General features: G+C 57.4%; 19 protein-coding genes and 2 tRNA genes. 15 read left to right on the top strand and 6 right to left on the bottom strand.

What is annotated here, in order from left to right; genetic code table 11:
- The first annotated feature begins 608 nt into the window (after positions 1-608).
- From Q7L05_RS08080 to Q7L05_RS08045, 8 genes are all read left to right on the top strand, one after another.
- On the top strand, positions 609-959 hold the full coding sequence (locus Q7L05_RS08080; RefSeq protein ID WP_303904585.1) for a hypothetical protein: 351 nt from the start codon (positions 609-611) through the stop codon (positions 957-959).
- Positions 960-1,483: 524 nt separating this feature from the next.
- Positions 1,484-2,569 carry a porin gene (locus tag Q7L05_RS08075; protein WP_303904582.1) on the top strand — a complete coding sequence of 362 codons (1,086 nt, stop codon included), beginning with the start codon at positions 1,484-1,486 and terminating at the stop codon, positions 2,567-2,569.
- A gap of 295 nt (positions 2,570-2,864) precedes the next feature.
- Entirely contained in the window at positions 2,865-3,194 is a 330-nt protein-coding gene (locus Q7L05_RS08070; protein ID WP_303904580.1) for a hypothetical protein, read from the top strand.
- A 1,037-nt stretch (positions 3,195-4,231) separates the two neighbouring features.
- Positions 4,232-5,017: a type IV toxin-antitoxin system AbiEi family antitoxin domain-containing protein gene (locus Q7L05_RS08065; protein WP_303904577.1), complete on the top strand. Its 786-nt coding sequence runs from the start codon at positions 4,232-4,234 to the stop codon at positions 5,015-5,017.
- Positions 5,014-5,931: a nucleotidyl transferase AbiEii/AbiGii toxin family protein gene (locus tag Q7L05_RS08060; RefSeq protein ID WP_303904573.1), complete on the top strand. Its 918-nt coding sequence runs from the start codon at positions 5,014-5,016 to the stop codon at positions 5,929-5,931. The genes Q7L05_RS08065 and Q7L05_RS08060 overlap by 4 nt, the downstream gene beginning before the upstream one ends.
- A gap of 134 nt (positions 5,932-6,065) precedes the next feature.
- Complete coding sequence (locus Q7L05_RS08055) at positions 6,066-6,278, top strand: SHOCT domain-containing protein (RefSeq protein WP_303904570.1); 213 nt, start codon at positions 6,066-6,068, stop codon at positions 6,276-6,278.
- A 4-nt stretch (positions 6,279-6,282) separates the two neighbouring features.
- Positions 6,283-6,603, top strand: coding sequence for a hypothetical protein (locus tag Q7L05_RS08050; RefSeq protein WP_303904567.1), 321 nt, complete (start codon positions 6,283-6,285; stop codon positions 6,601-6,603).
- 54 nt (positions 6,604-6,657) lie between these two features.
- Positions 6,658-6,903 (top strand): cation:proton antiporter domain-containing protein, encoded by a 246-nt coding sequence (locus tag Q7L05_RS08045; RefSeq protein ID WP_303904565.1) that lies wholly within the window; start codon positions 6,658-6,660, stop codon positions 6,901-6,903.
- A 267-nt stretch (positions 6,904-7,170) separates the two neighbouring features.
- Here Q7L05_RS08045 and Q7L05_RS08040 read toward each other — a convergent pair whose 3' ends face one another.
- The 4 genes from Q7L05_RS08040 to Q7L05_RS08025 form a co-directional block, all read right to left on the bottom strand.
- A complete protein-coding gene (locus Q7L05_RS08040; RefSeq protein ID WP_303904562.1) occupies positions 7,171-7,473 on the bottom strand; it encodes a hypothetical protein in 303 nt (100 codons plus the stop codon).
- Between the two features lie 11 nt (positions 7,474-7,484).
- Complete coding sequence (locus Q7L05_RS08035; protein ID WP_303904559.1) at positions 7,485-7,970, bottom strand: hypothetical protein; 486 nt, start codon at positions 7,968-7,970, stop codon at positions 7,485-7,487.
- A gap of 669 nt (positions 7,971-8,639) precedes the next feature.
- Positions 8,640-8,729 (bottom strand) — tRNA-Ser (locus Q7L05_RS08030).
- A gap of 143 nt (positions 8,730-8,872) precedes the next feature.
- Entirely contained in the window at positions 8,873-10,093 is a 1,221-nt protein-coding gene (locus tag Q7L05_RS08025; RefSeq protein WP_303904557.1) for a 2,3-bisphosphoglycerate-independent phosphoglycerate mutase, read from the bottom strand.
- A gap of 211 nt (positions 10,094-10,304) precedes the next feature.
- Between Q7L05_RS08025 and Q7L05_RS08020 the strand changes: the two genes are divergently transcribed.
- Genes Q7L05_RS08020 through Q7L05_RS08005 form a run of 4 tightly spaced genes read left to right on the top strand, consistent with a single transcriptional unit; the run spans position 10,305 to position 13,523 of the window.
- Positions 10,305-10,847 (top strand): cytochrome C oxidase subunit II, encoded by a 543-nt coding sequence (locus Q7L05_RS08020; RefSeq protein WP_303904554.1) that lies wholly within the window; start codon positions 10,305-10,307, stop codon positions 10,845-10,847.
- Positions 10,844-12,316 (top strand): cbb3-type cytochrome c oxidase subunit I, encoded by a 1,473-nt coding sequence (locus tag Q7L05_RS08015; protein WP_303904551.1) that lies wholly within the window; start codon positions 10,844-10,846, stop codon positions 12,314-12,316. Before Q7L05_RS08020 ends, Q7L05_RS08015 begins: the two co-directional genes overlap by 4 nt.
- On the top strand, positions 12,316-12,918 hold the full coding sequence (locus Q7L05_RS08010; RefSeq protein WP_303904549.1) for an SCO family protein: 603 nt from the start codon (positions 12,316-12,318) through the stop codon (positions 12,916-12,918). The genes Q7L05_RS08015 and Q7L05_RS08010 overlap by 1 nt, the downstream gene beginning before the upstream one ends.
- On the top strand, positions 12,915-13,523 hold the full coding sequence (locus Q7L05_RS08005) for a hypothetical protein (protein WP_303904546.1): 609 nt from the start codon (positions 12,915-12,917) through the stop codon (positions 13,521-13,523). The genes Q7L05_RS08010 and Q7L05_RS08005 overlap by 4 nt, the downstream gene beginning before the upstream one ends.
- 32 nt (positions 13,524-13,555) lie before the next feature.
- On the opposite strand, the gene Q7L05_RS08000 is transcribed toward Q7L05_RS08005, so the two are convergent.
- Positions 13,556-13,996 (bottom strand): RrF2 family transcriptional regulator, encoded by a 441-nt coding sequence (locus Q7L05_RS08000; protein ID WP_303904543.1) that lies wholly within the window; start codon positions 13,994-13,996, stop codon positions 13,556-13,558.
- A gap of 98 nt (positions 13,997-14,094) precedes the next feature.
- Here Q7L05_RS08000 and Q7L05_RS07995 point away from each other — a divergent pair, with 98 nt between their 5' ends.
- Both Q7L05_RS07995 and Q7L05_RS07990 read left to right on the top strand, forming a co-directional pair.
- Positions 14,095-14,622, top strand: a complete 528-nt coding sequence (locus Q7L05_RS07995) for a hypothetical protein (RefSeq protein ID WP_303904540.1) — start codon at positions 14,095-14,097, stop codon at positions 14,620-14,622.
- A 171-nt stretch (positions 14,623-14,793) separates the two neighbouring features.
- Positions 14,794-15,969, top strand: a complete 1,176-nt coding sequence (locus tag Q7L05_RS07990; RefSeq protein WP_411293326.1) for a lipid A deacylase LpxR family protein — start codon at positions 14,794-14,796, stop codon at positions 15,967-15,969.
- A 215-nt stretch (positions 15,970-16,184) separates the two neighbouring features.
- On the opposite strand, the gene Q7L05_RS07985 is transcribed toward Q7L05_RS07990, so the two are convergent.
- Positions 16,185-16,275: transfer RNA gene (locus tag Q7L05_RS07985), tRNA-Ser, on the bottom strand.
- 176 nt (positions 16,276-16,451) lie between these two features.
- Here Q7L05_RS07985 and mltF point away from each other — a divergent pair.
- Entirely contained in the window at positions 16,452-17,843 is a 1,392-nt protein-coding gene (gene mltF, locus Q7L05_RS07980; RefSeq protein ID WP_303904534.1) for a membrane-bound lytic murein transglycosylase MltF, read from the top strand.
- Positions 17,844-17,856 lie beyond the last annotated feature (13 nt).

Raw genomic sequence — 17,856 nt, 5'->3', positions numbered from 1 at the left:
CAAGCAACGGAACAGCTAACAGCAGGAGAGCCCTAGGAGCCTGTCCGAGAATAGCGACCGTCACGAGGGCAAGACTGATTGAGTCAGATTTTTCGGTCATTTGAGGCGAATAGTGGTTCTATTTAACGAAAATGAGCGGGAAATCTGGCCAATCAGGCTTGGCCGCAGTAGGTCAGTCTATTCTCGGACAGGCTCCCAGGAACATACTGAAAGAAAAAAGGCATACTCGAATCCATGAGATTGCCCGGTTAAGGATAGCTGCCGGGACCTCTCCCGCCATCTAAAGGGCCCCGCCCCTCGGGCGTCCCTCACCCGCACGTTTACACGGTTTTTGTGCTTTGCTTTTGTAAGATCTGACCCGAAGATTTCATAAATTTGTGCCGAGATCGCTTAGGATATTTGGTTTCACAAGGAAATTTCCGACGTTTTGCCGGGAGCAAAACGGGTCGTCCGTAGGACGCCCGCAGGGGCGTGCCATGGACGGCACGCAACAAGGAGCGGCGTATCGGCGATTACGGCCGACTGAGAAAATATTCCTTGTGGGGCCAAGAGACAAGCGCGATCGGTGCAAATTTGTGAAAGATTCGGGCTAAGCGCCTGGAGGCATCTTGCGATTGCAGAAACGGGCCGAAACAGCGCTGGGGATGCTCTCTCCCCTGCTGCTGTGGAGCATCTATTTCCTCGTGGTCTACGTATTGGTAGCCATCGCCTGTGCGCGGCTGAGCGAGACCGGCTGGGTACGCCCGATACTGTGGGTTGTGAGTACCATTGCCACCGTTGGGGTACTGGGAACAGGCTATCTCTTCTGGAGCGGCCTTCGGCAGGGGGCCACCTCACCGACGAAATCGAACATCGAGCGCCGCACGCGACTACGGGTGGGACTGTTCATCAGCATCGTTTCCCTGATTGCAGTCATCTGGACGGCGCTCCCGACCCTTTTCCTCCAACCTTGCGAATAGATGGCGGGTCGAATTTTGCGCATTCCTTACACCGACTCTGGCCGAAGTCACTTCGAAGTCGTATCGATCTGCGGCGGCAATTTCGTTCAAGGCTATCGCGGAGCATTTTCCTTCGTCTCCTTACGATGAGTGTCCATGTAATTGTTACTGCCAGGTAACATCTCGCCCCCCTGCGTCACGATCGATGGCGCTTCTGTCCGTCAGCAGAAACACTTCCGGTTGCAAGCATTTGGCGTTACAAACGCCAAGGTCGGCCCTATCATGCGGCCCTTGACGTTACCGTTCGGTAAGGGCCCCTCTGCCTTCGCATTACTGTTAGGTAACATCTCACCCCCTGTATCGCGATCGATGGCGCTTCTGTCCATCAGCGGTACCACTTCCCCGCGCTTTAGCGCGCGCCACCCGAAGGGTTGGCACGCATTTCGCATTTGGCTCTATAGACGCCAAGGTCGGCCCTGTCATACCGAAAGGCGTCTCCGGCAGTCGATCGAGGTTCGATCTCATCAATGGGGGAAAGAGTACTCATGAAAAACAATAACCGTAGCGCACGTGATATGAACTGGCTGAGGATAACCGCACTGGCCGGCGCCTGCGCATTGGCCACACCCGCACAGGCGCTGCAGCTGAACATCTATGGAGTGGGGCACGTGTCGGCCGATAGTGTCGACAACGGCACCGATAGCGAATCCTTCATCGCCAGTAACTCCTCACGCCTCGGTTTCCGTGGTAATCACGAACTGGGCAATGGTCTGGCGGCGGTGTTTCAGTATGAGGCCGGAGTGGACCTGACCGGCCAGGGCGGCAACGACGGCAACGGGGCCGCGGCCGGTTCCACCAGCGATATCTTCACAGCGGCACGGGACTCCTACGCAGGTCTTTCCGGGGGCTTCGGTAGCGTCGTCGCCGGTAAGGTGGGCGGCCTGAATCAATGGCTCTATGACTACAACCTGTTTGGCGATCAGGTGGGCGACCTGGGCAATGTCTGGGGTGGCAGTGGTCTCCCCGGTCGGGTGACCGATGCCCTGCAGTATCAAACCCCGAATGTCGGCGGCCTCTCCCTGGGGCTCACCTACGTCCCTGATGAAGATGCCGACGTGAGTGAGGATGTCATCATCGCCAAGGCCGATTACGCCACAGGAGGACTCAATCTGGGAGGGGCCTACACGCAGCTGGGCCAGGATGACCCGGTCAACGACGATGACTGGACCGTGGTCGCCGTGACCGCCAGTTACGGGTTTGACCGATTCACGGTCGGCGGCGGACTGCAGAGCGAGACCGACATCGGTGGCGTTTCCGGCGCCGATCGCAGCAGCTATACCGTGGGCGCGAGCGCAAAAGTTGGTGCCAACGGTCTGTGGAAGGCGCAATACGCCACCAGTGATCACGATAATGATGATCAGGACGCCTCTCAGATCGCCATCGGCTACGACCACGCGGTTAATGACTACACCACCGTCTATGCCGCCTACGCCGCAGTGGATAACGATGACGCCGCGGCGATTACTGCCAACAATTACGGTCACGGCGATGCGGTAACACCAGCATTGGGAAAAGATCCGAGCGCGTTCTCACTGGGTATCGTCATCAAGTTCGATGCGGGCCTCATTTAGGCGCGTCGAATGGCCTTGCACCAGCCGGCCATCTTTGTCGGACGGGTTGGGGTGAAGTCGGGAAAACGCAATCTCTAGCGATGAAAGTTGCGGCAGGGAGGCCGCTCCTCGTCGGGGGAAAGGGCCTGACGGTGACGCCCAGCCCCACGTCAGCGGACCCTCAGCTGAGGGTCGACCTCGACATTGGTGACGCCGTCGACCGAGAGGGGATGTCGTGGGCTGTCGCGGAACAGCCCTGGAGGCCTTGCATCTTGCTCCGTAAGCTACACCCGCCTGCCAGCTGCCAACCTAATGATTGCTTTCAAAACCTGTCTCCGCCGACAACGCCGGAGGCGCCGAATTTGCCTCCGTTCAGGAGCGCACCGATGCGGCAAAGCAGGCGGACCATCCCGACGAGATCCAATCACAACCCGGCCGTCTTCTGCCCTTCGCCGACAACCCGCGCTATCCGATGCCCAAGGGCTTGCCCCTTTACCTCCCCGATTACCTGGACCTGGTGGACTTCATCGGACGGCGCACCAAGACTCATCCAGGCAAACCCGCTGCGCATCCCTTCCATCGACTCTGGCCGACGTCGCATCGAAGCAGCACCGACCTGAGGCGGCAATACCGTTCAAGGCTATAGCGGGAGCATTTTCCTTCGTCTTCTTACGATGGCTGTCCATGTAATCCCCAAGAAAATGACCGGCCAACCAACCCTCGGTTGGTGCATCATCGGTCCCACTAGAAATGCAATTTTAAGCCAGAAATGGGGCCTTTAAGCCAAAACCACGGCCATTTTCAAGGCAGAATACCTTTCTATTCAATGCATTGCGGTGGTCCGACCCCGCTATGATGTCGAGCGCCGCACACGACTCCGGGTGGGACTGTTCATCAGCATCGTTTCCCTGATTGCAGTCATCTGGACGGCGCTCCCAACCCTTTTCCTCCAGCCTTGCGAATAGATGGCGGTTCAATTTCTGCGCATTCCTTCTCGACTTCTGCCAAAGTCCCATTGATCTGAGGCAATGCCAATCATGGCAATTGTGACCCTTTCCTTCGTCTCCTTACGAGCCGTACCCCCTGCTGCGCAGGCCCAAATCAGTGACGAACATTTAGCCGTCATTTGCGAGCACCACCCGCCGCTCCGCGGCCCCCGAATCGGTGACGAACGTTCAGCCGTCGTTGCGAGCCGTACCCGCCGCTGCGCGGCCCCGAATCAGTGACGAACTCGTAGCCGTCATTGCGAGGAGCCCCAGCGACGCGGCAATCTGGGGTTTGGGAGCGGGAGATTACTTCGTCGCCGGGGCTCCTCGTAATGACAGCGGGGGGAAGTTCTTCAGAAGTAGCGGTAGAGCCCTGTTTCACAATTCTTGCTGCCGGGGTTAGTGCATCCCCGGTCACGCTGGGGTAGCGATTTTAGTCCAGAAATGGGGTTTTTAAGCCCAAAATACGGCTATTTTCAAGCCAGGATATCTTTCTATTCAACGTATTACGGTGGTCCGACTCCGTTCTGGAAAGCCGACCCCGTTCTGGAAAGTGGTCCGACCCCGTTCTGGAACTGAAGTGATGGTGGGGGCGTCAGAGTATAGTTTGCAATTTTATTTCTTTGGGTACCTAAAGTATCCTTTCTAGAAAATATTCAAACTAAACGGCTTGCGTGCGGTTTAAGAATTTGAAAATATGGCAACCATGAGTAGCCAACATTCATCCAAGTTAAACCAACTCCAGCGCCGCCTTCCGGCCAGATTGCCAGTGACCTACGCCTGGCTCCAAGAGCAGGGATATAGTCGATCTCTGGTTAAGAAGTACGTCCGTAGCGGTTGGCTTGCCAGCCCGGCTCGCGGCGTGTTCTACCGTACCGATCCGGAACTCCCACTCCGATGGATGGATGTCATCCGCTCACTCCAGCATCTATTACGCTACGAGCTGGTCATAGGCGGCTTTACCGCTTTGGAGCTCGCCGGCTACTCGCACTATGTAAGTGCCGGACAATCGACCATCCACGTCTATGGCCCTAAACACCCACCCACTTGGGTTAACCGGCTGGAAATCGACGTAGTATTCCAATATCACCGACAATCGGTGCCTTCCACCCTTTCCACCGAACAAAAAGTTGAAGGCACAGCGCTTCGGGCAGCTACCCAGGAACTGGCGGCGCTTCAGCTCTTGGAAGAGCTGCCGAAAGCCTCCTGGCACCAAGTCGATATGGTTTTCGAGTCCCTAACCGACATGCGGCCATCACTTTCCCATGAGGCCCTGACCCTGGCATCTGTAAAAGCTCGCCGCCTCTTCTTCTGGTTCGCCGAACGCCATGGGCACGCGTGGGTCCGGTACCTGAACCGCGAACGCGTGGACTTGGGCCACGGCAAACGTCAGCTAACGCCCGGCGGCCATCTCGACCCGAAGTACCTCATCACAGTCCCACGTGACATGGCGCCCCGGTCGGGTGAAGGCTTTCACCCATGATAGCGCCACAGTACAAGCAACAGGTTCGGCTCCTTATCAGGGTGCTGCCCTCGATAGCCCGCGAGAGCTGCTTCGCCCTGAAGGGCGGTACGGCAATCAACCTGTTCGTCCGGGATCTGCCCCGGCTGTCGGTTGATATCGACCTCGTCTATCTCGGCAATGACGAGCGAGCTGAAGCGTTGGCAGCAGTAGCCGCAGCTTTTGGACGGATTAAGGAAGACGTGGAGCGCCGTATTCAAGGCAGCACCGTGACCATCGCCGCTGGAGGGGGATCACCCCGTATGCTCGTCCGCGCAAACGCGGCGCAGGTAAAAGTAGAGCTATCGCCCGTCCTGCGTGGCACGGCATTCCCCTCTTCTCTCAAGAGGGTCGTCCCAGCCGTCGAACAAGAGTTCGGCTTTGCAGAGATGTTGCTGGTGTCGCACGAAGACCTTTACGGCGGTAAGTTGGTTGCCGCCCTTGACCGGCAGCACCCACGCGACCTCTTCGATGTACATTTGCTGTTTCAAAATGAAGGTCTTTCAGAAGACCTCATCCGAGGTTTTATCGTCTATCTAATCAGCCATAATCGACCTTTTTCGGAGGTCTTGGCACCGAACCTTGCACCCCTGGAGCCTATCTTTGTAACCGAGTTTCAAGGAATGACTCGCGAACCGATCGGTCTTGAAGACCTCGTGTCTGCTAGAGAGCGACTTATCCGCGAAATAAACGACAAGCTAGGCCCGGAACACCGGAAGTTTCTTCTTTCGTTCAAAGACTTGGAACCTGACTGGGACTTACTTGGTCTCCCTGGAATCGCTGAATTACCGGCGGTACGCTGGAAACTTCGGAATATTAGCAAGTTTTCGTCTACTGACAGGGCCGCGTACATGAAGGCACGAGATAAACTTGCTCGAATACTTCGCCTAGCCTGACCACATGGCTTACAGAGCTCGGTCCTTCATGTTGCAATGATGGAAGCCCCCGCTGGACAGGCGCTTGCGGCCGTGATGGAAGTCCACGCTCCCCCTGCGTATGCTCATGAGATCGCCATTAAGGGAGAAGCGTTATGCACGACGGGTTCGGTTTCGGCTTCGGCGGATTCATGTGGATTTTCTGGATACTGCTAATCCTCCTCGTCATCTGGGCGGTAGGCGCGTTCCGCGGTGGCGAGCCACGCGCAACCCGCCGGACACCGCTACAGATCCTGGAAGAGCGCTACGCGCGGGGCGAAATCGACAAGGAGGAGTTCGAACGCAAACGCGATGATTTGAGGAGATAGCGCTATGGTCGAGAGCGTCAGCCGGGGCTTTCGCTTACGGGAGGTGAACGATAGCGCCATTGACGTGGCTCAGAGTCTGCCCGGAGTCCTCGCCGCTCGGAACGCCGGCGCGGGTAAGCTGAAGGTGACCTATGACATTGCAGAGACCGACTACCGGACGCTGCAGGAGGCGCTACGCCGACACGGTTACCTAGGACCGACGGGCCGTCTTCAGCGCCTGCGCGACAGCTGGTATCAATTCCAGGACGAGAATCGGCGGGCCAATCTGGAACACAAACCCGCCTGTTGCAGCAAGCCGCCGCCCGGTGCCTCCCGCCGGAAATAACCACGCCGCCCAGACGTGCCTACCACGGTCCGCCCCACTAAAGAGACTTGGCTGATGGAATACCCGGTTCTCACCGCTGCCGTCGTCCTGCTGGCTGCCTCCGTCGCCGTCCTGACCCTGTTCCAGCGGCTCGGCCTGCCCGTGCTGCTCGGCTACCTTCTTGTGGGCATTTCTCTGGGCCCCTCCGGCATCTCTTGGGTGCCGCATACGGAGGACCTCCACTTTCTGGCGGAATTCGGGGTGGTGCTACTGCTGTTTACCATCGGCCTCGATTTTTCCGTCAGCATCTCTGGAGGCTGAAGGGAGCGCATCCCCCTATAAGGTGAGATCGCAAAGACCCCAATAAACGATTCCTTGTCGCTTCTTCTGTCTCATAATTAATAATTGGCCCTAACATCTCCATGACTTTTTTATCCACTAACCACGGTTTCGGATCTGGGCGCTTTTTCGTGGAACTTTTCGGGGCTTTTATCAGAAAAGTTATTGGTTCACCTTCGCCTTGGCTTTCACCTTGATAAACGATGGAAGAACTGGGAATTCGAATATTGAAGCTATGCTTGAAAAATCCTATGAACGATGATGCCATTTCGAGTCTTGTTTCAGCACTTCCCGCGCCGAGACCGGATCGCGCTCTTCAATATTTCCAAAAGTCAAAAAGAGATCTGTTTCTTTTGCCTCTGATGCAAACTTTCCTTCATTCGGATCATTTTCAAGTCGTGTTACGAAGCTTTCGGAATAGCTAACAAACTTCTCATTTGCATTTTTGGTAATTAGCTTACCGGTTTTGGAGGCACAAAATACAACGGTATATTGTTGGAGTTGAGGCTCAATTGCCTTAACAAACTCATCAAATGCGTCAAGGTTGCGCACTTCTTTTTTTCCTAAAAAGAACTCATTAATTTGCTGATACAAAAACTGGGCGACAACCCTTTCCTTATCGACTCAGTAAGCAGGTTGGCGGACAAATTATAAATCTTTTCTTTTTGGTTTGGCTTTTTAAGCGTAGCGCGCAGTTCGGACAATAGTGAATCGTATAAACCTCTGGCTAGCACATTATGGATTGCACTAGCCGTCAGAGCAATCTCGCGAATACCTTTTTGTTTTGGATGCCAATTACGAAGCGTCGATAGAAGCGAACCATATCGAGTTCCGAGTAATGCTCTGGACTCTGCATCTTTCTCTAATGCATCGACTAATTCTTCTTTAATTGAAACGAGCCTACCCCATGCAAGCATTTGCATTTCACACAGTTTATAGGTGTCAATTACTTCTTGACACAATCCTGGTGCATTCAGCATTTTGAATCGATACGAATCCACCGAATAGTCGAAAAGCATCTCCTCCCAACGCTGAGCAAAGTAAAGCAACCCTGAAAGGTCCTGAATTCATTGGGCCAATTTGAAAGGTTTGGATTCTTCATTTTTCAGCTAAGCTGCCGATTTTCCTGCGTGGATAGGTGGCCGCTCGCCGCATAACAGTTATGCGGTGGCGAACCATACGTATAACCGCCGAAAGTCGGTGAGAGCGAGAACGTGATTGGCACCAAGGAATCGACCGTGTTCCGGTTGTGCGCAGTCCGGTAGACGCGCCGGCGAAGAGATAGGGACGAGGTCGATATATTGAATGGACGCGCCGAAAGGGTTCAGCTTTGCGTGACGACGACAGCTTGGTCGGCGTCGACTGGCTGGGGAAGCAGGGATTATGATGTCGGACCCGGGAGCGGCTGCCATGGCGATATCCATCTCTTCGTCTTTGCGACGCCTTCGGTTCCGGTGGCGTCTGGGCAAGGGATGACATTATCGGTTAGGCGGGGTATGGCAAGTTGGGCGATGGATGACAGCGCTGTCCGGGTGCGTTGAGGACGGCACTCTGGAAAGCGGGGGTTGGATTTTTGGGGAATTCCGAAGGGTGTCAACCGGTCGGGGGGTCGCTCGGGGGTCAATCGGGTTGGGAAAAATGAGCGCGTGCTTCTGAAAGCCGACTCTGACTCGAACCTTGGCTCTTGGGCTCGAATTCTCGGAAATCCATCATTTGAATGGCGGAGAGGGAGGGATTCGAACCCTCGGTACCGGTTAGGGTACACACACTTTCCAGGCGTGCTCCTTCGACCGCTCGGACACCTCTCCAATCATGACTTCCTGCCGGGGCGGCGCGCTAGCAGCGTTCCGGAGTTCGGAATAACAGACCCGCCCGTGGAAGACGCGAAAGGTTAAACCAGATGGATGGCAGACGCAAGGCCACCAGCCCTACCCTAAACTGGATCCGTCGGTCAGGCCCCGAACTTCTTCAGACGGCCGGCATTGGCCAGTGCCAGTCCCATGAGGTGCAGGCCGGGACGAAGCCCGAGGCTGCCGGTCGCACAGGCCATTTCATCGAAGTGCTGGGTGGCGTCGATGCGGGCGTATTGGGAACGGATCAGGGTCGGGACGGGGTGCCAGCTGTGACGCCCCATTACCGCCGGGGTCGAATGGTCGGATGTGATGACGAGCACATCCGGGTCGATGGCCAGCACGCGCGGTAACAGACGGTCCACTTCTTCGATGACGGCCACCTTGGCCACCCAGTCACCATCCTCTCCCGCCTTGTCGGTGCCCTTTACGTGCAGAAAAAACAGGTCGATGTCTTCATCGTGATACCGCTGCTGCAGGACTTCAAACATGGCTTCGACACTTTCGGGGCGGGGCCCCAGCTGCATTCCCAACAGGCGGGAGACCCCGCGGTACATCGGATACTGCGCCAGGCAGAGGCCGCGCAGACCGAAACGCTGCTGGATGGACGGAAGGGGTGAATAGCGCTGAAAGCCCCGCAATAGGAGGGTATTGGCCGGTTCTCCGGCAAGCGCCCGGTGGGCCTGCTCCAGGAAACGGTTGACCAGTTCGGCGGTTCGGCGCGAGCCCTCATCCTGCGCCTCCGGCGGCAAGGGTTCACGACCGGTCGCCTGCGGATCGGTATCAGTCAGCTCGCCACCGAGCCCTTCGCCGCGCAGCACAAGCACGGCCCGATGCTCGCTGACGGTTTCCAGGTAAAGCTCGCCGTCAAATTTCAGTTCGAGAGAGTCCAGCACCTTTTTGCAGAGGTGACGGTTCACGTTCGAGTCCAGGCGTCCGGCGCGCCGATCCACCACCTTTCCCGCTTCACTCGTGGCGAAATTGACCCGGGCGGCCACATCCCCTTCCCGTAGTTCGAAATTGACGCCCAGTGCCGAAAGGACTCCGCGTCCTATGCGGTAACGGAGCGGATCGTACCCGAACAGGGCCAGGTGACCCGGTCCGCTGCCGGGCGTGATCCCCGGCCCGACCGGCTCCATAAGGCCCGTTTCGGAGGCCGATGCGATGCGATCGAGATTGGGTGTTTGTGCCCCCTGAAGCGCCGTTCGGACCGTAAACGGGTCCGCCAGGCCGCCACCGCCGTCGAGGACCAGATAGACGATCTTCCCACCGTCCTGTACCAACCCCTCCCAAACATCACTGATGTCGCCATATTCCGTCATTTCGGCACCTGAACGTCTTATGCGGTTTCCCTACTGCAAAAGGTCCGTGTCCTTACCATAGCCGGCGATGAAGGACCGGGCACAGCCGGCGCTGCATGGAAGGAGACACCCTGTGACGAATCCAGCCAAGAAAGACCCAGTAATTCACTTGACATTAACCGGCTCGCCAGCAAAGATGTATTGACCATACATGTTATTGGGAGAGGATTTCATGATGCAGGAAACGGTGTGGCTCATCACCACGGTCTCAATCGCAACCCTCGCGGCCGTGTTTGTCTGGGTGATCACCCGCTCGCGTCAGCGAGCCGAGTACAAAACCATCCAGCAATCCGGCTACCGCTGGCGGAAGCGGCTGTTCGTAGCGCTCGCCGCAGCCGGTATTCCGCTGATGGGAGTCACTCTGATGAAAATGCCCTATGCCGCCGCCACAAACGCCGACGCGCAGGCGCTGCACGTCGACGCCATGGGCTATCAGTGGTACTGGGAAATCAGCGAATCAGAGGCGCAGGTCGGTCAAACCGTGGTGTTTCGGGTCGAAAGCGCCGATGTAAACCACGGCTTCGGTATCTACGACGAGTCCATGCGCCTGGTTGCCCAGACCCAGGCGATGCCGGGCTATACCAATGAACTGGTCCACGTCTTCGACCAGCCCGGCACCTACCAGATCCTCTGCCTCGAATATTGCGGCGTAGCCCACCACCAGATGAAAGCCGAATTCCAGGTGCTGACGAATCAAGAAGAAGGGGGAGCATGATGTCCCACGCAAACGAAAGCGGGAATACCCAACCGGCCCAACCGCTCGTGAACATCTACGTCGGGGTCAGCGCCGTCGTTCTGCTGTTGATGATGATCGTGGGTCTGGTGATGCGCCTTGCTCAGGGCGAGATGCTGGATATCTCACCGGGTTTCTTCTACCAGCTACTCACCGTCCACGGTGCCGGCATGGTCGGTATCGCTGCCCTGGGTTCAGCGGCGATCATGTGGTACTTCGCGAGCCGTTATCTCGACCTGTCGCGGACCCTGTTTGTCGCGAACCTGCTCCTGTTCCTGGTGGGCGTAGTGATGATCCTGGGAAGCATTCTGGGCGGCGGTTTCGCCGCCGGCTGGACGTTCCTCTATCCACTGCCGGCCAAGGGCATGGGACTCTGGGGCACGGGAGCGGCAGCCCTGTTCCTGGGCGGTCTGCTGCTGATCGGCACCGGGTTTCTCATCCTTCACCTCGATTTTGCACGCGCCATCACTCGCCAGTACGGAAGCCTGGGACAGGGGCTGGGCTGGCCCCAGCTGTTTGGCCGCGATTCGGGTGAGGCGCCGCCCCCGACGGTGGTCGCCAGTACCATGGTCACCATCGTAAATATTCTGGGGATTACCGCCGGTGCGGCGATTCTGGTCATGAGTCTGGTCAACCTCTACGTGCCCAGCTTCACCATCGATCCCCTGCTCGCCAAAAACCTGATCTACTTCTTCGGGCACGTGTTTATCAACGCCACCATCTACATGGCCATCATCGCGGTCTACGAGATCCTGCCGCTCTATGCCAAACGGCCCTGGAAACCCAACAAGGCCTTCCTGGCGGCCTGGACCGCATCCACCATCATGGTCTTGATTGTCTATCCGCACCATCTGCTGATGGACTTTGCCATGCCTACCTGGATGATGGTCATGGGGCAGGTCATCTCCTATACCAGCGGGCTTCCGGTACTGGTGGTAACCACTTTCGGTGCCCTGATGCTCATCTACCGGTCGGGCATGCGCTGGGATGTGACCTCCAGTCTGCTGGTGCTCTCCGTATTCGGATGGGCCGCCGGGGTGATCCCCGCCATCGTCGACGCCACCATCCGCGTCAACATGGTGATGCACAATACGCTCTGGGTACCCGGCCACTTCCACTTCTACCTGCTCATCGGCGTAGCCTCCATGCTGTTCGGGTTCATGCATTTCCTCGGGAAAGAGAGCGTGGAACAGGAGGACCGCTGGTTCGCTCGCTGGGCGTTTTGGGGCTTCATGTTCGGCTCGCTGGGCTTCGTGTTCATGTTCCTCTACTCGGGTGCGAACAGCGTGCCGCGCCGGTTTGCGGAACACCTGCCCCAATGGGTTCCCTACGATCAGATTGCCTCTGCCTTTGTGGCGGTGGTGGTCACCTCGGTACTGGTCTTTGCGCTGCAGTTTCTGGCACGGCTGTTCGCAACCAGACCGGTGGCACTGGCAACCGAAGTGAACTGATGCGAACCGCTCTGGCAACCATCCTTGTGCTGCTGACCGGAACCGGAGTGCTCTGGACAGCCACGGACGGGGCGCGCGCCTTCACCACCGAGGGTGCGCGCCGGCTGGATATCCGTAAATCCCCCCGTCCGGTCCCTGCGCTGATGCTGCAGGACCACACCGGGAGCCGGTTCGGTCTTGAACAGTTCCGCGGGAGGTGGGTGGTACTGGATTTTATCTACACCCGCTGCGCCGATCTCTGCATCACTGCCGGCAACACGCTGAGCGAGATCCGCGACGGGCTGCCCGAAGAGCGGCTGGGCCGGGGTGTATCCCTGCTGAGCATCAGTTTTGATCCGACCCATGACCAATTGCCGCAGCTGGAGTATTACGCCAGACGCTACCGCGCCCATGCCGATCACTGGTCGATTGCACGGGCTTCCGACCCCGACCGGTTACCGGCCTTGCTGGATACCTTTCAGGTGACCGTGATTCCCGACGGGTGGGGCGGCTATGAACACAACGCGGCGATGTATGTGATCGATCCCGGCGGCCTTCTGGTCGCCATCTTCGACTACGACGACCCATCAGCCGTGCTCGGATTTCTGGAGGGCCGCCCATGAAATGGATGGCCGGAGGCCTGTTGCTCTTCGGGATACTGGCACTTCCGCCGATACGCCATGCCTTCGAGCAAACCATGGCGGGCCACATGCTGCTGCAGATCCCTCTTCTGGTCCTCAGCGGCGTCTGGATCGGGTGGGGATTACCTGCCGGGAAGCGGAAAGCTTTGCAGGCGATGAACGGGTATGGCCTAACCGGACTGGCCCTGGTGGTGATCACCGCCCTCTTCTGGATGCTGCCCCGCCATCTGGATGCCTCCCTGGAAGGAACGGCGTACGAGATCGGGAAATTCCTTTCGCTACCACTCCTGGTCGGCATCCCGCTCCAGTTGAGCTGGCGCCGTTTGACGGCGATCGGCCGTGGACTCGTCTGGAGCAACCTGATCGCGATGCTGTGGGTGCTCTCCTGGCTCTATCTCAGTGCACCGGTTCGGGTCTGCAACAATTATCGCATCGATGAGCAGGCGCTGGTCGGTCAGATTCTGTTGCTACTCGGCTTTGTGATCGCGACGGCATTGACGGTTCGTGCGTTCATCCCCTCACGGCCGGCTGGCGTCGCAGCGCGGCCGCTGTCGCCATCACCTGATCCGGCGTTGAGGAAAACATGATGCGACAACTTGCGGACAAGAGACGGATAGAATCAACCGACCGGTCTCTCGATTCGAAGCAGGCTCTTCAGCCGGGTGCGTCGGGATTGAATCAGATCCTGCAGACTGTAACTGTCCAGCACTGCAAGAAAGGCGTCCCGTGCCTCGTCCAATACCCCTCGCAAACCGCAGGCCGCGGCAATGGGACAGCCCGGTTTGGCACAATCGATGATGTCGAGATTCCCCTCCATCAACCGCACCACCTCACCAACATTGATCGCAGCCGGATCGCGGCCGAGCTGAATCCCGCCCCCGTGTCCCCGGACGGTGCGGACAATCCCGGCGCGACCCAGTTCATGCACCACCTTCATGAGATGGTTGCGGGAAATGGCGTACGACTGTGCGATCTCGGAGATGGTCGCCAGTCGCTCCGGCTGGCTGCCCAGATACATCAACACGCGCAGGGCATAATCGGTGTGGCGGGTCAGGTTCATAAAGACGGGCTCCACTCGTATCGCCTAGATGCATTACAGATACTACTTATCAGTCTATTAGGTTTGCCATTCACCGACCACCACCAGGAGTGAAAGAGATGCGCTACGAGGTTTCCAAAAGCGATACTGTCAGGGCCAGGTCACCGCATGAACTGTTCTTGGTCAACCTGGTTTTCAACCACATTTTTTTGCTCATTGCAGCGCTGATGGCGACTTCCCTGCGGGGCACGGTGCTTATCGTGCCCATCGTGTCGGCAGCAATCCTTGGGTACACCCTCTGGCGGGCCAAGCGGTCACAGATCCGGGATCCCTGGTTCGTTGTCTGTCACTGGCAGATCGCCGCAAAACGAAGCCTTTTTTTCGCCGCAATGTGGGTGATCGCAGGGGCCATTATCCTGGGACTGCTGGCGATATCAGGCGGTGATCTGAAGCCGGGCCATTATGCGGTCGGTGGGGTTTTCGGGGTGCCGGTGATGGGGACCATGCTGGTCTTGATTCTCATGGAGTCAGAGGCCATGCAGCACGCCAGTAACGGCACTCTTCCCAAATGGGCACTGGAGCGCTACCCGCACCAGGAGACCAATCTGGAGTCCGCAGACCCCGCTCCCCGACCAACATCCCAATAAAAGAGCAGAGTCGGTACGTTTGAAAGAATGCACCCCGCGGCCAACCACCGGCAGGGTGCATTCCAGCGCAAAAAGGAGGATTTTGATACTATTCGGTAATTAGTGTGTGACATTGCCGTAGATGACTTCCTGTAATTCTGCTCCCTCTTTTCAGTCACCCCACCTCCGCTGATGAGGCATCCCTCGGCCAAGCATGTGCGGCGAAAAGTCGCGTGGGTACTCGCGCTGTTTTTGCCCATTGCCCCGGCCATGGCACAAGCCGCCGATGAAAATACCCCTGCTATCGGGGATTGCAAGGCAGAGGAAGCCGTCAGATTTCGCGGGGGGACGGCAAGGCTCGAAAACGACCTGTTTATCGGCAGAGACCAAAACTATACCAACGGTGTGGTATTCACCGCTGTGTCCCACGACATTCCGGGCAGACTGCAAACCAAATGCCTGCCGAAACCGGTGCGGCTGCATGCAAAATTCATCCAGTTGGTAAATCCCGGTTTCTGGTCCGATGCGGGAGACTCCGCACCCACACAAAACGTGATAGTGAAATTCGGTCAGTCCATGTTCACGCCAGAAGACTATACCAGGACCGATTTGATCCCGGACGATCGGCCCTATGCGGGCCTGCTGTACGTGGGAATGTCGTGGAACCGCCGCAAACATGAACCGCGCAGCAATCGGGAAATGCTCGATACACGCGAGGTCACATTCGGCGTTATCGGCCCGCTGTCGCTCGCGGAAGAGTCACAGAATGTGGTCCACGATATGGTCGGCAGCGAGCGATTTGCCGGTTGGGAGCATCAATTGGAGAATGAGCCGGCACTACAATTGGCCATGGACCGCAAGTTCAAGGAGTATCGGGGAACGGGCGCGGTTACGCCCGGTTTCTCTGCCGATTCGATAAGCTCACTGGGGCTGCGGCTGGGCAACATCGAAACCTCTGCAACCCTGGGTATCGAAGGACGTATCGGTTGGAATCTACCAAATGACTTCGGAACCTATCCGATCCGACCGGGCGCCGAAAATCGTCCTCCATCCGCCTCCGTCCACAGCAGCCCGAGCGGTACCCCTTCGGCAGCCCCCAGGGTACGTCCGGGTGTTCAGCTCTTTGGGACGCTGGAAGCGAAGCTCGTCGCGCATGACTTTTCACTCGACGGCAACCTCTTTCGCTCAAGCCACCGTGTCACTCGCCGACCATGGGTTGCCCAGGCTTCAATCGGGATCAGTGTTCACGGTCTGGTGTCAGGAAACGGCGTCAGGTTGGCCGTGATGCGTATCTATCGCTCACGGGAATTCGAGGAACAGCAGGCCAACCAGGCGCATGGTTCTGTAGCACTAAGCATCGAGTTCTGAGCGAATTCCGCGCTCTTGTCGACGTTAAATGCGCAAACCTCTGTAGATCGGGCTTTATAGCCTGACATGCCCTGATCGAGTTGAAACACAACCTACGGCAAACTCTCCAGATAGGGCGCCGCCCGTTCGCGCTCAGTGAATGGAACAAACGCCGGAGAGAATTGGCTTCCCCGGGTAGGGGCGAAGACGAGGGATTAGGAATTAGGCGACGCGATTGGCGGAGAGGGAGGGATTCGAACCCTCGGACGGGGATTACCCGTCACGCGATTTCGAGTCGCGCGCTTTCGACCACTCAGCCACCTCTCCTTATTTTTCTAACTTATTGTATTCCCTGTAATTTTAGCCCAAACAGGCTCATTACCGAAGGAAGCCCACTAGCTTAACGCCGATGTATTTCGGTGACAAGGCGGAAATTGCACTATATTTGTGGTTAAATGTGACCGCGCCCACAAAACCACTCATTCATGCTCACTGGCACCTACATGCGTATTGCAGCTGGCCTGCTGATGCTGCCCCTCCTCACCGGCTGTTCTTACAGCAACGAATTGGACCGGGTACTCGAAGCGGGAGAGCTACAGGTCCTTACCCGCAATGCGGCGACCACCTTTTATGAAGGTCCCACCGGTCCGACAGGACTGGAGTACGACCTTGCGAAGGGCTTTGCCAATGAGTTAGGGGTGGATCTGAAGCTGATCACCGTCGCCAGTGTGTCCGATGTGGTTTCAGAATTGCGTCAACGCCGCGCCCATTTGGCCGCGGCTGGCCTGACGATCACCGAAGAGCGTAAAAACTGGGCCCGCTTCACGCCGCCTTACCAGTCCATTAGTCAGCAACTGGTCTACCGGATCGGTACGACCGACCGGCCCGACAACGTTTCGGAACTGGATGGGACACTCGAGGTATTGGCGGGCAGCTCTCATGCCGAACGCCTTCGGGAACTCAGGAAAACCCATCCGCAACTTGCCTGGTTGGAAAATGGTGAGCTGGAGAATGAAGAACTGCTCACGCGGGTATCGGAAAGGGCCGCCGATTTCACGATTGCGGATTCCAACGAACTGCGCCTGAACCAACGTTTCTATCCGGAACTACGTGCCGCTTTTGACATCTCGGATCCGCAGGGACTGGGATGGGCCTTTTTGAAGAGCCCGGATGAAAGCCTTTACGACGCTGCGGTCGACTACTTCGAACGTCTCAAGGCAAGTGGCAGACTGGCGCAGCTGATTGAACGCCATTACGGTCATGTGGAAGCATTCGACTACGTCGGCACCCGCATCTTTATGCGCCATATCCGCGAACGGCTACCCGCTTATCGCGAAATGCTGGAAACCGCTGCCACAGAAAACGGTCTGGACTGGCGGCTTCTCGCCTCCATGGCGTATCAGGAATCACACTGGGATCCCGACGCGGTCTCGCCGACCGGGGTGCGCGGTTTCATGATGCTCACCCAGGCAACCGCACGCTACCTCGGAGTGCAAGAGCGGACCGACCTTTGGCAGAGCATCGAGGGCGGTGCCCGTTACACCCGCAAACTGATTGAACTCGTGCCGGAGCGCATCGACCGTCCGGATCGCATATGGATGGCGTTGGCGGCCTACAATATCGGATACGGCCATCTCAACGACGCTCGCATCATCACCCAGAGAAAGGGCCAAGATGCCGATGTCTGGAAGAACGTAAAGGAGAACCTGCCGCTTTTACGGAAACGTGCCTGGCACAAAAACACCAAACACGGCTATGCACGCGGCACTGAAGCCACGACTTATGTCGAGAACATTCGCAGTTACTACGACATTCTTGCGTGGCTGACGGACCAGGAGAAGTCCCCTCCCAAACGCACCCCGACCAACCTCACCATCGCCAGCCCTGCACTCTAGTGTACTGTTGCAT

It is taken from the genome of Thiohalomonas denitrificans, from assembly GCF_016841685.1.
GTDB lineage: Bacteria > Pseudomonadota > Gammaproteobacteria > Thiohalomonadales > Thiohalomonadaceae > Thiohalomonas > Thiohalomonas denitrificans_A.
The sequence above is the reverse complement of the archived record's forward strand: the minus strand, read 5'-3'. Positions and strand labels throughout refer to the sequence as shown.